16 protein-coding genes are annotated in these 14,881 nt (G+C 62.2%); 8 read left to right on the forward strand and 8 right to left on the reverse strand.

Annotation, left to right across the window (positions count from 1 at the left end; genetic code table 11):
• Window positions 1–3: 3 nt before the first annotated feature.
• From ACSQ3L_RS30910 to ACSQ3L_RS30920, 3 genes are all read left to right on the forward strand, one after another.
• The gene (locus tag ACSQ3L_RS30910) at window positions 4–564 is read left to right on the forward strand and encodes a GFA family protein (protein ID WP_436163598.1); all 561 of its coding nucleotides are present in this window, start codon (window positions 4–6) and stop codon (window positions 562–564) included.
• Window positions 565–680: 116 nt separating this feature from the next.
• Window positions 681–2,186, forward strand: coding sequence for a DUF1254 domain-containing protein (locus ACSQ3L_RS30915; protein WP_436163599.1), 1,506 nt, complete (start codon window positions 681–683; stop codon window positions 2,184–2,186).
• 297 nt (window positions 2,187–2,483) lie between these two features.
• On the forward strand, window positions 2,484–3,893 hold the full coding sequence (locus ACSQ3L_RS30920; protein ID WP_436163600.1) for a DUF1254 domain-containing protein: 1,410 nt from the start codon (window positions 2,484–2,486) through the stop codon (window positions 3,891–3,893).
• A 544-nt stretch (window positions 3,894–4,437) separates the two neighbouring features.
• Here ACSQ3L_RS30920 and ACSQ3L_RS30925 read toward each other — a convergent pair.
• From ACSQ3L_RS30925 to ACSQ3L_RS30935, 3 genes are all read right to left on the reverse strand, one after another.
• The gene (locus tag ACSQ3L_RS30925; protein WP_436163601.1) at window positions 4,438–5,475 is read right to left on the reverse strand and encodes an IS110 family transposase; all 1,038 of its coding nucleotides are present in this window, start codon (window positions 5,473–5,475) and stop codon (window positions 4,438–4,440) included.
• A gap of 251 nt (window positions 5,476–5,726) precedes the next feature.
• The gene (locus ACSQ3L_RS30930; protein ID WP_436163602.1) at window positions 5,727–8,072 is read right to left on the reverse strand and encodes a relaxase/mobilization nuclease domain-containing protein; all 2,346 of its coding nucleotides are present in this window, start codon (window positions 8,070–8,072) and stop codon (window positions 5,727–5,729) included.
• Complete coding sequence (locus tag ACSQ3L_RS30935; RefSeq protein WP_436163603.1) at window positions 8,069–8,449, reverse strand: hypothetical protein; 381 nt, start codon at window positions 8,447–8,449, stop codon at window positions 8,069–8,071. The genes ACSQ3L_RS30930 and ACSQ3L_RS30935 overlap by 4 nt, the downstream gene beginning before the upstream one ends.
• 432 nt (window positions 8,450–8,881) lie before the next feature.
• Here ACSQ3L_RS30935 and ACSQ3L_RS30940 point away from each other — a divergent pair, with 432 nt between their 5' ends.
• The 4 genes from ACSQ3L_RS30940 (at window position 8,882) to ACSQ3L_RS30955 (ending at window position 11,230) form a co-directional block, all read left to right on the forward strand.
• Window positions 8,882–9,568 carry an AAA family ATPase gene (locus ACSQ3L_RS30940; protein WP_436163604.1) on the forward strand — a complete coding sequence of 229 codons (687 nt, stop codon included), beginning with the start codon at window positions 8,882–8,884 and terminating at the stop codon, window positions 9,566–9,568.
• 4 nt (window positions 9,569–9,572) lie between these two features.
• Window positions 9,573–9,896, forward strand: a complete 324-nt coding sequence (locus ACSQ3L_RS30945; protein WP_436163605.1) for a hypothetical protein — start codon at window positions 9,573–9,575, stop codon at window positions 9,894–9,896.
• Between the two features lie 563 nt (window positions 9,897–10,459).
• Window positions 10,460–10,738, forward strand: a complete 279-nt coding sequence (locus ACSQ3L_RS30950; protein WP_436163606.1) for an HU family DNA-binding protein — start codon at window positions 10,460–10,462, stop codon at window positions 10,736–10,738.
• 177 nt (window positions 10,739–10,915) lie between these two features.
• Window positions 10,916–11,230, forward strand: coding sequence for a WGR domain-containing protein (locus ACSQ3L_RS30955; protein ID WP_436163607.1), 315 nt, complete (start codon window positions 10,916–10,918; stop codon window positions 11,228–11,230).
• A gap of 14 nt (window positions 11,231–11,244) precedes the next feature.
• On the opposite strand, the gene ACSQ3L_RS30960 is transcribed toward ACSQ3L_RS30955, so the two are convergent.
• Both ACSQ3L_RS30960 and ACSQ3L_RS30965 read right to left on the reverse strand, forming a co-directional pair.
• Window positions 11,245–11,514, reverse strand: a complete 270-nt coding sequence (locus ACSQ3L_RS30960; RefSeq protein WP_436163608.1) for a DUF4326 domain-containing protein — start codon at window positions 11,512–11,514, stop codon at window positions 11,245–11,247.
• 63 nt (window positions 11,515–11,577) lie between these two features.
• Window positions 11,578–11,976: a single-stranded DNA-binding protein gene (locus ACSQ3L_RS30965; protein ID WP_436163609.1), complete on the reverse strand. Its 399-nt coding sequence runs from the start codon at window positions 11,974–11,976 to the stop codon at window positions 11,578–11,580.
• 476 nt (window positions 11,977–12,452) lie between these two features.
• Between ACSQ3L_RS30965 and ACSQ3L_RS30970 the strand changes: the two genes are divergently transcribed.
• The gene (locus tag ACSQ3L_RS30970) at window positions 12,453–12,593 is read left to right on the forward strand and encodes a hypothetical protein (RefSeq protein ID WP_436163610.1); all 141 of its coding nucleotides are present in this window, start codon (window positions 12,453–12,455) and stop codon (window positions 12,591–12,593) included.
• Here ACSQ3L_RS30970 and ACSQ3L_RS30975 read toward each other — a convergent pair.
• The 3 genes from ACSQ3L_RS30975 to ACSQ3L_RS30985 form a co-directional block, all read right to left on the reverse strand.
• A complete protein-coding gene (locus ACSQ3L_RS30975; RefSeq protein WP_436163611.1) occupies window positions 12,571–12,822 on the reverse strand; it encodes a hypothetical protein in 252 nt (83 codons plus the stop codon). The genes ACSQ3L_RS30970 and ACSQ3L_RS30975 overlap by 23 nt on opposite strands.
• Window positions 12,823–12,900: 78 nt before the next feature.
• Window positions 12,901–13,833 carry an ArdC family protein gene (locus tag ACSQ3L_RS30980; RefSeq protein ID WP_436163667.1) on the reverse strand — a complete coding sequence of 311 codons (933 nt, stop codon included), beginning with the start codon at window positions 13,831–13,833 and terminating at the stop codon, window positions 12,901–12,903.
• Window positions 13,834–14,071: 238 nt separating this feature from the next.
• Window positions 14,072–14,257, reverse strand: coding sequence for a hypothetical protein (locus ACSQ3L_RS30985; protein WP_184772787.1), 186 nt, complete (start codon window positions 14,255–14,257; stop codon window positions 14,072–14,074).
• Between the last annotated feature and the right edge of the window lie 624 nt (window positions 14,258–14,881).

Consider the following 14,881-nt stretch of genomic DNA (forward strand, 5'->3'; position numbering starts at 1 on the left):
ATCATGAAAACTAGATTATCGAGACGCGAGGTCATGGCTGTCGCTACGCTCGCGTTCGTCGACAGCGCAGTGACCGGCAGCACGACGGCGCAGGCAGCAACGCAGACCCCTGAGGCTTCAGCCGTCAAAACCCGCACGGCTTCGTGCATTTGCGGACAGCTCACCCTTACCTGCGTAGGCCCCGACCCGGAGCGGATATCGCTGTGCCACTGCATAAACTGCCAGAAGCAGACGGGCAGCGCATTTGCCATACAGGCGACATTCCCGAAGGAGCAGGTGACGATCAGAGGCAAGTCGACGACGTGGACGTTTCCCGTCGCGGGCGCGCCGCCGGTCACGTATCGCAACTGCTCCCGCACGGGCGCCACGTTCCATTTCTGCCCGGAGTGCGGTTCGACCGTCTACTACGTGCTTGCCGAAACACCGGACAACATCGGGATCAAAGTCGGCGCCTTCGCCGACCCGACGTTCCCGCCGCCAATGATCTCCGGCTTCGAAGAGTACCGTTTTCCCTGGGCGATGAACGTCGAGGCCCTTCCGATGCCCGGGGGACATCACACGTAGCGGTGGACCAGCCCATTCGGAGCGAGGAAATGAGCGGAGATTTTTGGCGGCGGCCGCCATGGGCTGGAACACGCTTCGAGCTCGTCGAATGAGTCTCACAAAGGAGGAACACGGATATGACAATCACACGCAGACATAGCGCCATCGCCACCACCATGATGGCAGCCGCGCTGACGATCGGCACTGCATATGCTCAGGAAGCCGGGGTGCCGGACACGATCGAATCCCGTCTCGGTCCGTTGACCTTCGAGCACGGGTATCCAACGCAGGAAACCGCGAAGAAAGTCTTCGACGAGATCGACTATCAGCGCGCGGTGCAGTGCTACCTGTGGGCCTATCCGGCGGTGTCGTTCGAATCGATTCGGATCGCTGCGAACGCTGACGGCATGGACTCGAACGACATCGGAATCTACGACAACTTCGCCGACACCAAGGGCCTTTGGCTCACGGCCAACGATACCACAATCTATGCGCTGACGAACATCGACCTAGGTAAGGACGGGCCTGTCGTCGTCGATATCCCGCCCGGCGCCATCGTCGGCCTTATCGATAACTTCTGGCAGAAATCAATCACCGACCTCGGCCTGCCCGGTCCCGATGGCGACAAGGGGGGAAAGTTCCTTCTCGTCCCCGCCGACTACACAGGTGAACTGCCGAAAGATGGCGAGGGCTTTCACCTCCTTCGTGCCGCGCAAAACAACTACAACGCCATGGTCCGCGGTATCCTCCAGGGCGGCATGGAGAACGCCCCGAAGGTGGTTGAACTCGTCAGGAGCATGAAGGTGTATCCGTACAGCCAGCGCAGCAACCCGAAGCCGACCAAGTTCGTCTCGCTCTCGGCTTCGACGATCAATACGCTGCCCCCGCAAGGTATCGAGTTCTGGGCGCGTCTCGCCGCGTTCATCGACAATAATCCGGTGCAGGAGTCCGACCGCTTCTTCATGGCAATGCTCAAGCCGCTCGGCATAGAAAAGGGCAAGGAGTTCAAGCCAGATGCCCGTCAGAAGGCAATCCTTGAAGAGGCTGCGCAAATTGGGGATGCCATGGCCCGCGTCATGCTCTTCGAAGGGCACCACCGCTTCACCGGCGCCAATGCGATTCCAGGTACGCACTGGAACTGGATCCAGATGCTCGACCCCACCCATGAAACTGAGTATTACAGCCAACTCGACGAGCGGCTGCACTACACCTACGGCGCCATCTACACATCGCCCGGCATCGGCGTGAAGAAGGCGGGCCCCGGCTCACAATACATCCAGGCGTTCGCGGACAAGGACGGCAACCACTTCGACGGCGGCAAATCCTACCGTCTGCACGTTCCGGCAGACGTACCTGCTGCGGCATTCTGGTCGCTCACGCTCTACGACACCGCCACGCGCTCAATGGTCCAGAACCCGAACAACGACTCAGCAAAGTCATCCTATGACCCGCTCAAGATCAATGCCGACGGCTCGGTCGATCTCTACTTTGCTCCCACTCCTCCACAAGGAGCGGAGTTGAAGGACAACTGGATCGAAACCGTCTCCGGCAAGGGCTTCTACCCGATGCTCCGCTTCTACAGCCCGAAGGAGGGGTTGTTCGACGGGTCATGGAAGTTGCCGGATGTCGAGGCGGTCAAGTAGCGACAGCGGCCCCAGCTGATGTCCCACGACCAAAACTGAATGACCGATTCTGTGCAACCGCAACCTACAGCGTGGTCATCGACAATGTCTGCTTCCAGGTGATGCCAAAGCTGACGTTAACGGCCGACAAGCGGCGCTTAGCAGACGTTGGCAAACGCGGGCCGAACAATGGCGTGGGACGCCACAACTGGATTCGGTGAACGCCCGCTAGAGGAGCCCCCGTAGGCTACCGTTATTTACGTTGCCCGCTGCCCGAAATTGCCGCAACGTAAGGCTGTACCCCCAAGGAGGACGGCCATGAGATTCTCAAGACGCACATTCGCATGGGCCTGTATCGCCGCATTGTTCGTTGGGGGCACGGCGCCAGCCCAGTCCGCCGACGTCACCGCGGAGGAAGCCCGCGCCATCGCCAAGGAGGCCTTCATTTACGGCTTCCCGGCTGTCGACAGCTACCGCATACAATACGCCTATTTCGTGGATACCAAGAACCCGGAATACAAGGCGCCCTGGAACACGCTGGTCAACACGCCGCGAGTCTATACGCCAGCCGACACAGCCATCCAGACACCCAACTCCGATACGCCCTATTCGTGGCTCGGCATGGACCTGCGCGCCGAACCGATAGTTCTCACCGTGCCCGAGATTGAGAAGGAACGATATTACAGCATCCAGTTCATCGACGCCTACACCTTCAACTTCGCCTATGCCGGCAGCAGGACCACTGGCAACGGAGCAGGCAGCTTCCTCGTCGCCGGCCCGAACTGGAAGGGCGAGAAGCCGGCGGGGGTCAAGGAGGTGATCCGCTCCGAAACGGACTTCATCTGGGCGGCCTACCGCACGCAGCTTTTCAATCCAGAGGACATCGATAACGTCAAGAAGGTCCAGGCCGGCTACAAGGCCCAGCCGCTCTCGGCATTCCTCGGCCAGCCGGCGCCCGCCGCCGCCCCGGCATTGGATTTCATCAAGCCGCTTACGCCGGAAGACGAGCGGAAGTCGGTCGAGTTCTTCAACATTCTGAGCTTCATCCTGCAGTTCTGTCCGACCGATCCGTCCGAGACCGAGTTGATGGCGCGTTTCGCAACGATCGATGTCGGCGCGGGCAAGTCCATCGACGTTGCGGCGCTCTCGCCTGAAATGAAGACTGCCATCGAACAGGGCATGGCCGATGGCTGGGCGGAGTTCGAGAACCTCCAGAAAACGGAGATCGACACCGGCAAGGTGACGTCCGGCGATCTCTTCGGAACGCGGGAATACCTCAAGAACAATTATCTTTACCGAATGGCCGCGGCCATCCTGGGAATTGGAGGTAATTCAAAGCAAGAGGCGATGTACCCCGTCTATGCGCTGGATTCCACCGGGGAGAAGCTTGTGGGCGCTGACAAGTACACGCTGCATTTCGCAGCCGATGGGTTGCCGCCAGTCAACGCCTTCTGGTCTTTGACCATGTATGAGCTGCCAAAGAGCCTACTAGTAGCCAATCCGATCAACCGCTATCTCATCAATTCACCGATGCTGCCGCAACTTGTGAAGGATGCCGACGGCGGCTTGACGCTCTACCTCCAGAACGAAACGCCGGGCAAGGACAAGGAGCCCAACTGGTTGCCGGCTCCCAAAGGGCCGTTCATAGCCTTCATGCGTCTTTACTGGCCCAAGGAGGCCGCCCTCGACGGCTCTTGGAAGCATCCGCCGATGACCAAGACTCCGTAGCTGACCGCAATGTCGGCTTCCCCTCTCCCTGGCCTCACGGCGAGAGGGGAAGCACTGTCACCGCTCCAGGGAGCGGAGGATCAGATCGGACCCCCTGAAAACGGGGTGCAGCTTCAGAAAGAGACTCGGCGACCGGGCGACGCTGGCCAACGTTCCTGGAGCGGCGCATCTCCTCGCCTTGGAACAGCCCGACGAAGCCGCGTCTCGAAAGCGGCGCGAAGCCGCCGGCAGCATCTGCTACAGCGATGTCTTCTGTGGATGGCTCCCGCGATGCAAGAGGTAATTCGACATTATGGCGCGTTGGTCGGGTGCAGTCTTCTGTCCGGCCTGTTGATGCAGCCATTCGAGACTGCTGGCCCTGATGGGGTCGGCGAACTGGGTCCCAATCTGCTTTGCAGGCTATGATGCCTCCGACATCGCATGGGTTGTCCCTGTTCCCGGCCTGACCGGTCTCGCCATCACATCGCGTCGCTCTCACAACCTCATGGAGCCGATCGATCGGCTCGATCTGATTTCTGCTTCAGTGTCTCGTCTTCAGCGCAACTTACGCTGCAAGGTTCGGAACATGACGCGCCTGATAGGTTTCGCCGCGCGCCATGATAGCCCACACCACGCGGGCCATCTTGTTTGCCATCGCTACGCTCGCCACGCGCGCTGGCTTCCTGGCGAGCAACGCGAGGAGGCGCGGATCCGCAGCCTCGGGCTTATGCCTTGCCCGTCGGATCAGGGAGGTCGCGCCGATCACAAGGAGCTTTCTCAGGTACCGGTCGCCCATCTTGGTGATGTGCCCGAGACGGTCCTTTCCGCCGCTCGAGTTTTGCGAAGGTGTCAGCCCGAGCCAGGCGGCAAACTCTCGACCCGAGCGGAACTGACCCGGATCAGCAACCGAGGCCGCCAACGCTGTGGCACCGATCGGGCCAATGCCAGGTATGGTCGATAGACGCCGTGCCACTTCATTCGTTCTTTGTTGGGCAAGGATCGACCGGTCAATGGTCTGGAGCCGGGCATGGGTGTTGAGCACCTGCTCGCACAGGAGACACAGAATCTGCAGTGCCATTGCCGGCACGTCCAATGTGGATTTCTTCGCGGCTATCTGGCGCGCCAGCTTAAGCGCCCGCTCCAAACCTTCGGGAATATCGATGCCGAACTCGGCCAACAGGCCGCGGATCATATTCACCAGTTGCGTACGCTGCTTGACCAGAAGATTGCGGGTGCGGTGAAGCGATAGGGCCGCTTGCTGCTCAGCTGACTTCATCACGACGAAACGCATGGTCGGGCGTGTCACCGCTTCGCAAATCGCTTCCGCGTCCACCGCATCATTCTTTCCGCGCTTCACATAGGGCTTCACGTAGGACGGTGGCATCAGGCGGACTTCATGGCCGAGTTCCGTCAACTCTCGAGCCCAATGATGCGATGTGCCGCACGCCTCCATGCCGATCAGGCAGGGCGGCAACTTGGTGAAGAACGGCAGAACTTGGGATCGGCGCAGTGCCTTGCGAACAACAACGCCCCCAGACGCGTCGACGGCATGAACCTGAAAAATGCGCTTGGCCAGATCAAGGCCCACGGTGGTAATCTGCATGGCGGATGGCTCCTTTGCTCGGGTTGCCTGACAGCAAACCCACTGTGGCACTCAGATGCCGGGAGCGGGAGCCATCCACCTCATCTGCTTTTGATAAATGGACGGGACCGGAGGAATGACTGCCATGCGGCGCACAGCAGTCGTTCAGCATGTGTGGGCGAGAACGACGGGAACGGGTCACGACGTTGCCTTGACGTCCCATCAGGGATGGTCCGCAAGGGGGCCACTCCCGTCGTTTGGAAGCCCGCTACTCAACGCGCCCGATCATCGTCCAAAGAGCGCTGCGTGTCGCGGTTCTGCCGTTCGACACGGGCCTTATGCTGCTCGGCCTTCTTTCCCGTCGCGGATGCCGACGTGGCCTGTTTGTCGGACTGACGCGGGTTCTGCTCGTTCGCGCGGTCCTGCGTCTTGGCTTGCTGCTCTTTTTCGCTAAGAGAGCGGCCTTCGTCGCGCACTGTGTCAGTGGCCCCGGTACCGCCAGTAGCCACCTGCACCCGCACATCATTCAGCCGTTCGTTCAAGAGGCCGTTCATTTCCTCGCGGATACCGGCGAGCTCGTGCTTGTCCTCCTTCTTAGACAAGGAGCCGTCGATCCGATCAAAGGCCTTGTTCACATCCGCGATCTTGCGGCGAAGTTCCAGCGGCGACAATTCCATCCTCATGATCTCCTGGATACGATTGGTCAAAGCAATTACAGTATCAACTTTTTCGGCCAACGGCGATAGCGATGCCCCCTCTCCGCTTGACGCCGGCGTCGTGCGAAGCTCGGTCCTCTGGACGGCCGCGAACCCGGCGATCGCAGCTGAAAACGCCGCGACGCCTGCGTCCGCCGACAACCCTGGCATTGCCTCGCGCGTCATCATGGCGGTCAACTGCCAGCCACGCGAGATCTCGGCCCCATGGGCGGCGATTGTCCTTGCCTCGAAAACGGCCTGCCGCTTCGCTTCGACGCGCTGCGCGAGCGTCGGCGACACAGAGTAACGCGTGTCCCCTTTCGATCGTTCGTACGCACCAGCCTGGCGCATGTTGAACGGCCGTGACGCGGCAAAGTCCATCCGGCTGGTCGCCACCATAGCAATCCCCTCCTCGCGGGCTTTTTCGGCGTAGGCTGCGCGCCAGTCGTAAAGGTCCGCTTTGCTGAAATGCAGCTGCCGGCCGCTTTCCGAGCGTGCAACGATCATCGCGTGCACATGGACGTGCCCGGTCTCCGGATGATGCGCGATCGCCCATTTGTGGTCCGGAATCTTTTCGGCAAGCACGTTCTCGGCCGTGCGCAGCAACGCATGCGCGTCTGTGCCGGCCCTGGCCGAAAAGACGACGTGATAAACGTTGCGTGGCTCCACCGTCTTGAAACCCGCCTTCCACGACGCGTAGAGGGCTTGCGCGGCCTTGTCCGCACGCTGGCCGGCTCGCAGCTCTTCGCCATCGGACTTGATCACGCCGGCATTGGCGCGAATGAATTTCTGCAAAAAATATTGGCCGCCTCTTTCGGTCGAAACGGCCGCTCTGATCTCGGCCTTGCCGGCCACGCCGGCGTCCTTCAGTCGGGCCGTGATCCCGTCATCGGCCCGTTGCAGGACACCGCCCCTGCCATTTTCGTGGTCGAGCTTCTGCAACGCCTTTGCAAGTGCTGCCGCTTTCATGTCGGTGTAGGCGTAGACCTTCACGGTGGTGCCGGCGCGCGCATAGACGAAGGGCTTGCTGCCTAACGCGGCATTCAAGGCGTCGTGCAGTTCATCCCGGCCGGGATCGCCAGAGAGCGCGACGTCGATCTCGATGAAATTCGTGTTTTGGAACGGCTCACGAAAGCCCTCCTGCCACTCGTCCAGAAGCGCCCGCCGCTGCTCGCGGGTCTCGACACCGAGCCCCGAGCTCGTGAAAACCTCGATATCGTGTTTCTTGCCGTCCTCACCGGGCCTGGTGCCGAGATATTCGAGCAAGGCGCCGGCCGCACCCTTCGTCCCAGCCGTCGAAATAACCTTGAACACCGCCGGCTGCGCGCCGGCCGCGATTGCGGCGCGTGCCGCTATTCGCTGCGCTTGGCTTGGTCCTCGCGTTGTCTTTGCGGCAGCGGTCGGAACCGAGCTGCCGCCACCGCCACCCCCTCCCCGTCGCCGTCTTTCATCCTCGTCATTGGCGACCGCAAGTGCTGCGACTTTGGTGAACACGGCGATCGGGTCATTTTGCCCGGTAAACGGCCGTAAAGCGGCAGCGATGGTTGCCGAGTCCTGCGGGCCGGCCATTGCGGCCGCCCCCATGAGCGGCGCGGCGGGGGTCGAAATTCCGGTGGCAGCGAATCTCACGGCTCTAGCGGCCGTTTTCGCTTGCGTAGCGACGGACGGCCGCGGCGTCGACGAAGCTTTTGGGCCGCCCTTCCCCGTCCCCGCGGAACGCCCAGCCGATCGCGTCGCCGGAGCATTGCCGGCGCCAGGTTCCGCCGCCGGTGAGCTCCAGGCCGCCACGGTAGCGGCATAGGCCCGTCGCCGGATCTCCTCTGGCTCCGACAGCTCGTCCGCTATCCCTGCCTGGACGGCCGGCGCGTCACCGCTAAGCATCGCTTCAATGCTGAGTACCAGCTCGTTGAAATACCCGCTCATTGATCCGGGCTCCGTCGCGCCCGGGCTGGTCGCGCCATTTCAGCGAGCCGCTTGTTCATCGGCTGCATCATTCCGAGAAGTGCTGCGAGGCTTTTGGCCACCGCTGGTTCGTAGCCGACGCGGCCGCCATTCATGGCGCGAACGGCCTGGTTGAGATTGCCACCGATCTTGCGCAGTTGCTCCTGAAGTCCCTCGATCGCCGATCGATCGATATCGGCCACCGGCAGAAACAACCCCGTCTCTGCGCGCAAGAGACGGCGGATGACTTCGGATTCCGGCACCCCTTCGCGCTCGCTGACGGCGGCGAGCGCCGCCTTTTCGTCGGCACTGACGCGGAACCTGACGACTTCTCCGTAACTGACGCCCTGGCGTGGCACGGTCTTGTTTTACCCCATGTTTTCCGACCTAAGCCCGCAAAGCGGGCGCGCAAAACGGATTTGTTCCACAAAACCCGCTATCCTGCCAAAGAAGAAATAACTTAAACATGGGGGAAACACAAGAGAAGGCGTGCACTGTCTTCAGGCGACTTCATTCTTTAACCTTCGCACCGCTCCGCCTGCATTCTTTACAAGTGAATGATGCTTTAGCTCTATAGCGGTATTACTCTATGCTATTGTAGCGGAACAGCGACACGCCATCACAATGGCACAGCGTTACGAGGGCACAACGCTGCAATTAACAGCGGCATAACGCCATGATGGCATGGCTGTGCAGCTTCATAACTTAAAGTATCAAATCGCTTGAAAACTGCAGCGCCGCAACGTTATAAATCAGAACGCTATAGCGCTTTCAGCGAAGGACGGAGCCTGATGATCATCACCGTTGCCGTGGCAAAAGGCGGCGTTGGAAAATCCACGCTCGTGCGTGCCCTGGCGAGTGTCGCTACGCACCAAGGCCACAACGTCTTTGTCATTGACGCCGACGAGCGCAAGAACATCGATCGCTGGTCCATGCTGCTCGATCGCTTCGGCAACAAGCCCCCAAATCTGGAGATCGTGGCAGTCACGACGCCCACCGACATCCTCGCGCTCGCCCAGGAACAGGACAGGCAAGGCAAGCTGGTCATCATCGACACCGAAGGCAAGACCAATGACGAACTGACCGCAGCACTTTTTGCTGCCGACGTCGCCGTCGTGCCGGTGCATCTTGCCATGGACGACATTACCGCCGCTCATCAGCTTGTGAACGGCCACATTCCCCTGGTCGCCGAGAACCGCGGCTTTGCCCTGCCGGTGATGTATGTCTTCACGAACAACACCGTCATCGACATGCGGGCAAGGGCGCTTGCTGACTTGCGGGAGATCATCCAGCAAGACGGTACACGAATTGCCGGTGAGGAAATGCCCTACCGCATTGCTTACAAGGACATGCAGACCGGCGCGACGCTCTACGCGGGCGGCCGGGTGGACCCAAAGGCGATAGTCGAATCCGAGGCGATATTTGCCGAGATTGTCCAGTATGTGACTGAGGCAAACCGGTCGGCCGCAGCGGAGTGACGAGATGGACGACAACGGCAAAAAGGATGCCCTGCTGAGCGTGATGCAGCCAGCCCGGGCTGTGCTTCCCAAGATCAATCGCCCGAAACTGGAGCTGAGCGGCACGGAGATCCGCAAGGTGAAGGAAGAGGGCGAAAAGCGCGATCCTGTCGCCGGAAAATCGCTCCGTGATGACAAGAAGGAGCCGACGACCATCTACGTCGCCGCCAAAGACAAGCGGCGCCTGCGCTTGCTCGCTGCTTCGGAAGGCAGGCGGGTCAACGATTACTATGTTGAAGCGGTCAACGATTTTCTCGAGAAGCACGCCGAGCGCCTGCCGAAACTGTGACCGCGTTTCGCGCTGTCAAGGCAACCGCTTCGCGGCGCGCTGATCTGCGGCGCAGATCCTCGCGACCTTGACAGCGCTCAAGCCACGGTCACGGGGGCTTGGGAACATCGACGGGGCATTCTGCCCGCCGATGCGGACGGAACCTACAACGCGGTTGATAAACCGGCTTCGCGCTTGACGCGCCGTGTGCGACGATTTCGTCAACTCCAGGAGTTCGTCGGCTACATCGTCGAGACCTTAACTGGTCGACCAACGGCGTGTGCTTCGATCATCGTGACGCGGGCTAACGACCCCTATGGGGCTACGGGGAATATGACGAACTGGACGGCAGAAGCTCAGGCGCTGACGTGGCGCAAGCGCGCGGTGAGAAGAGATGCCGCCTGGAGATTTCGGAAGCTGCTGGTGTGCATCCGCCTCTTGTCAGAGCATGGAAGATCCTGGAATTGGTATCCGCGGCTATTTCCAGTGGATTGCCGACGAAACCCCCGCGCTCCGTGAGTTCCAGTGGCATGTTGTGATTGCCATAGGTAGGCGAGGATGATGCAAGAGAGGATATGCAGATCATGACGACGACAACCGAAATCGCCGACAAGATTGCCGCGGAGCAGAGCCTGAGCAAGGCGCAGGCCAAGGCAATCGTGGCAAGCGTGTTTAAGGAGATCTCGGACGCCGCCCGATCGGGGGCGGAAACCAGCATACCGGGTTTCGGCAAGTTCAAGGTCAAGGACACGCCGGCGCGTGAGGGGCGCAACCCGTCGACCGGCGCCACGATCAAAATCGCCGCATCGAGAAAGCTCGCCTTCGCGCCGGCGAAGGCGGTGAAGGATGCGTTGAACGGCTGACTGCTCTGGCGGCTCGTTTCCGGTGGGCCGAGTTCGTCGAGAAATTGAAGGCTCCGGTTCGCGAACCATCAATTGGCAGGAAGCCGATGTTGTCAAACTCGGCTCCTCGGGCGTGTGCCGGTCCAACGACCCATCACGAGAATGAATCGATCCGGGTTCAGCGATTCAAAGCTGTCATTGGACGGCGGACTCCGCCTGCGCGATCCTGTTGGCATGGTTGCGCAACGCTATCGCCTCTATATCGAACGCATGGACGCGAGTCGGAACATGGCCCGGTTCTATGCGCTGTCGATCGAAGGGACGTTGTTCGGGCAGACCTGCCTCGTGCGCCGATGGGGTCGGATCGGAACGACCGGCCGCATGGTCCAGCACTCCTTCGATGACGAGGGCGAGGCCGTGGGCCTTTTCCTGGAACTGTTGCGCGCCAAGCGGCGCCGCGGCTATCGACCCAAGTTTGGCGCTCGGCATGCAGAAACGGCCCCGTCGGCGTGACGGGGCCGAAGAGGTCAGGCCTGGTTCGCGAGCTCTATCAGCACGTCGCCGTGGCACGGAAGCGGCGCGCACCAGCAGACCAGATCGCGGCCGCGGAGTTCGTCGAGCGCGTCGAGCAACTCGGGTTGCGACGCGAGCCACGCGCGATATTTCTCGATGACCTCCTCGCGTGAACCAATGCGGCCGATGACGAAGGGATTTCCCCATTTGCTCGGCCGCCCGATATAGACGCGCCCGGGAGCGGGCGCTTTCCCGACGATGCGGGCATTGAGAACTTTGCACATCCTCGGTGCTCCTTTCTGCATGAGGAGTGGCCCCGCCTCGCGGCGGGGCCATCCGATCCGGGCTCAGAACGGGATGTCGTCCGTGTCCTCGGTCTGGTTGCCGGCGCCGTCGCCCTTGGGCCAGGCGAGGAAGTCGACGGCGTCGGCGATGATCTCGGAGCTGAAGCGCTCGATTTCGTCGTTGTCCGTCCACCTTGTGTAGTGGATGCGCCCGCGCACCGCGACCTTCATGCCCTTGACGCAGTGCTTCTGCACCGTCTCGGCGAGGCCGTTGAAGCACTTAATGCGGTGCCATTCGGTGTCCTGCTCGGCGTAGCCGTTTTCGCCCTTGACCACCTTGCCGTCGGCCCGCTTCGGGCGGGAGGTCGCCAGCCGGAAGTCGGTGATCTTGGTGCCGCCGCGGGTGTTCACCATTTCGGGGTCGTTGCCGATGTTGCCGGCGAGAAAAACGATGTTGGTCATTTCCTGTCTCCATTTTGCTGGTCCGGGGGACCGTCCCTCCGAACGAGACCCGGCCAAGGACAGCGGGAGACGCCTGCAACCCGAGCGGAACGCGACGGCTCGCCCCCAAGGCAAGGAGTGGTGCGGGCAGGCGCGAAGCGCCAACTCGGTCCGCCGCCGCGCGGGGTTGCGTGCGGAAACCGAATGGACTTAGGGGCTCAATTCGTTTCGGCGGGATAGATCCACCGGCAGCTCAGATGGGGCGGGACTGACACAGCCGTTTCCACTGCCGGCATTCGCGCCGTTCCGGGAATCCTGACCCGCGAGACGCGGCCGATCGCTGAAACCCGGTGACCCCTGCCCCCCGGCGGGCTGACATCAAGATGAGGCCTTGGGTGCCGGCGCCGCCGAGCAGCGTCACATGCTCCGCGACTTTGGGCTCGGCAACGTCCCCGCGAGGGAATGTGGCCCTGCCTTCATAGGCTGATGAGTGCACCGTGCGCGAAGTCACGGACATCATGGCGGTGGACGGCGCCGAGGTCGGAACTGGCCACCAGCCCGATCGCACGACGCCGCCGTCGCTCGCTGGCGTCGTCGCGCCAGCCCCAGACCACCTTACGGCGGCCTTTCCTGCCTGAGCGCGGATCGGCGCCGCTGTGATGTGGCGGGCAGCACCCAGCCGTCGAAGCGATAGAGGTTGCCGGCATGGATCGGAGCATCCTGATAGCTGACCGCCCAGACGAAACCGCATTCCTGGCACAGCGTCGGGAAGACGAAGGCGCGCCACATGCGCAACATTACGCGAGACAGATCAGGCCGCGCCGCGCAGAGCTGCGACAGCTCGATGGCTTCGTGGCGGCTGCACACCCGCTCCGAGCGAGAGGGCGCGCAGGCGGATCGGGGAAGGTGCGTCACCTTCCCCGCCGATGATGGATGCGTGGAACATCAGGCGGCCTCGCGTTCTTCCGAGGCCGCCGGCTGAAGGCCGTGCAGGAAGGCGACGGCGCGCTGCGCGTGAGCAGCGGCCGAGAAGATCGCCCGCTTGTCGTCGGCGAGCACCTTCAACCAGGAATTGAGATAGCTCGCATGATCCGGACGCGGCTCGAGCTCCGGCACGATACCGAGATCGGCGGAGAGAAAGCAGCTCCCGAGCTCGGCGATCAGTTCTTCGCGTGCCCGCTCGCTGCGATCCTTGGCGTAGCGGCTGAGGTCGCGGTTCACCCGATGCGGCGCCGAAGTCCAATGCGTGGCTTCATGACTCAGGGTCGCCACATATGCCGCGGCGTCGCGGAACGTCTGGAACGGCGGCATCTGAATGTGGTCGGTTGCCGGCGAGAAGTAGGCGCGATCGCCGCCATGCCGGATCATCGCGCCGGTATTGGCGAAGAAGCGATCGGCATGTTTGATGCGCACAATCGGATCGCGAACAGGTTCCGCCTTGTTCCTGTCATAATGGTCCGGCAGGCCGTCGATCTGCGCGACGTTGAAGACCGAGTAGGCTTTGAGGAACGGGATCTCCCGATCGAATTCCTCACCAGCGGAATCCGTTTCGGTCTTGGTGAAGCGGCCGGCGAAAACGACCATCGAGCCGGTCTCGCCCTTGCGGACGGCACCGCCGAGCTCGAGCGCCTGCTTGAACGTCATCCACATCGGACTGGCAAAGCCGCGCGCGGTGGCCTCGGACCACAGCAGCAGCACGTTCATACCGCTATAGGGCAGACCGTTATGCCGTAACGGCCGCGTAACGCGGCCGATGGCATTGGCAGCGTGCCATGGCTGCATCCAGGGCCGGACACCCTTCGCGAGCTCCGCGACGATGCGGTCGGTGATCCGCGCGTAGATGTCGATGCGCGGTCCTTTTCCTTCTTTTCTGCTCATTTTATGAACCTCCGGTTCTGGAGGCCGCGCCGATCGCGGCCCCGTCACGGGGTCCGCCGCGGCGGAGCAGGAAGGCTGGCTGCGCACCCGAAGGGCCGCAGCGGGAGCGGAGGACGGCAACGCCGTTGCGCCGACCGCCTGGCTCCGCCAGGACCACGGGCAGGACGGGGCGGCGAGCGGGTGCCAGAAAGGAAAAAGACGGCGCGGGGGGCGCCGCCTGAGGGCAGGAGAAGGTCGGTTAGTGAACCGACCGGCCGCCGCTATAGGGATCGTACTCGAACAGTATCTCGACGTCGGCGTCGTCGAGCTCGTCGGCCGGCAGGACGCCGAATTCGTCGTCGACCTGGAAGAGAACCACGGGGGCCATGAGGGTGCGGGCGAGGTGCCAGGCGGCCTTCTGGGCGAGCGTGAGATCGTGCGACATCTGAGGGCTCCATCTTGGAGCGGGCCAATTCCCGCTCGATGGCTCCGTCAGTGTGCGGCGGCGGGCGCGATCACCGCGAAGGCGCAGCCAAGCGGCCACAGCTTGCTAGCGGACCCCCTGCGGGTTGATCGTGGAAGATCCGCCGCCGCACCAGGAAAGCCATCACGAGAGAGCGGGATTGGACTGCCCACAAAGAGTGGCGTCCGATGACCCGGGCCTATTCGCACAGAAGCGGGCCACCCGCTCACGGTGTCCTCTCGATCGAAACAGCGCTCTTTCGGGACAACGAATTCGGGTCGGCCACGCGGACAAGGCGCCTGGATCAGGGTCGGGCGCGCCTGCCAGCGCTTCGCGCTCACCGCCACCAGCCTCGGGCTCAAACATGCTTACGTCAACCAGCCAGTCGAGGTGGCACGGCTGCGGCCCTAGCTGGCCGCGCTGGTCGGCGCACAGGACAAGCGACGCGATATCGTGATGCGGTTCGGCTACGGGCCGACGATGCCTTACGCGCTGCGACGCCCTGTCCACTCGGTTGATAGCCTAAACAGCGGTGATGCACCCACGCGAATAGCCAGAGCGAAGGTCCGGAGAGTTGGCACAGCAATCATCGCGGGCGGAGCTATC

The organism is Mesorhizobium sp. LjRoot246 (assembly GCF_964254115.1).
GTDB lineage: Bacteria > Pseudomonadota > Alphaproteobacteria > Rhizobiales > Rhizobiaceae > Mesorhizobium.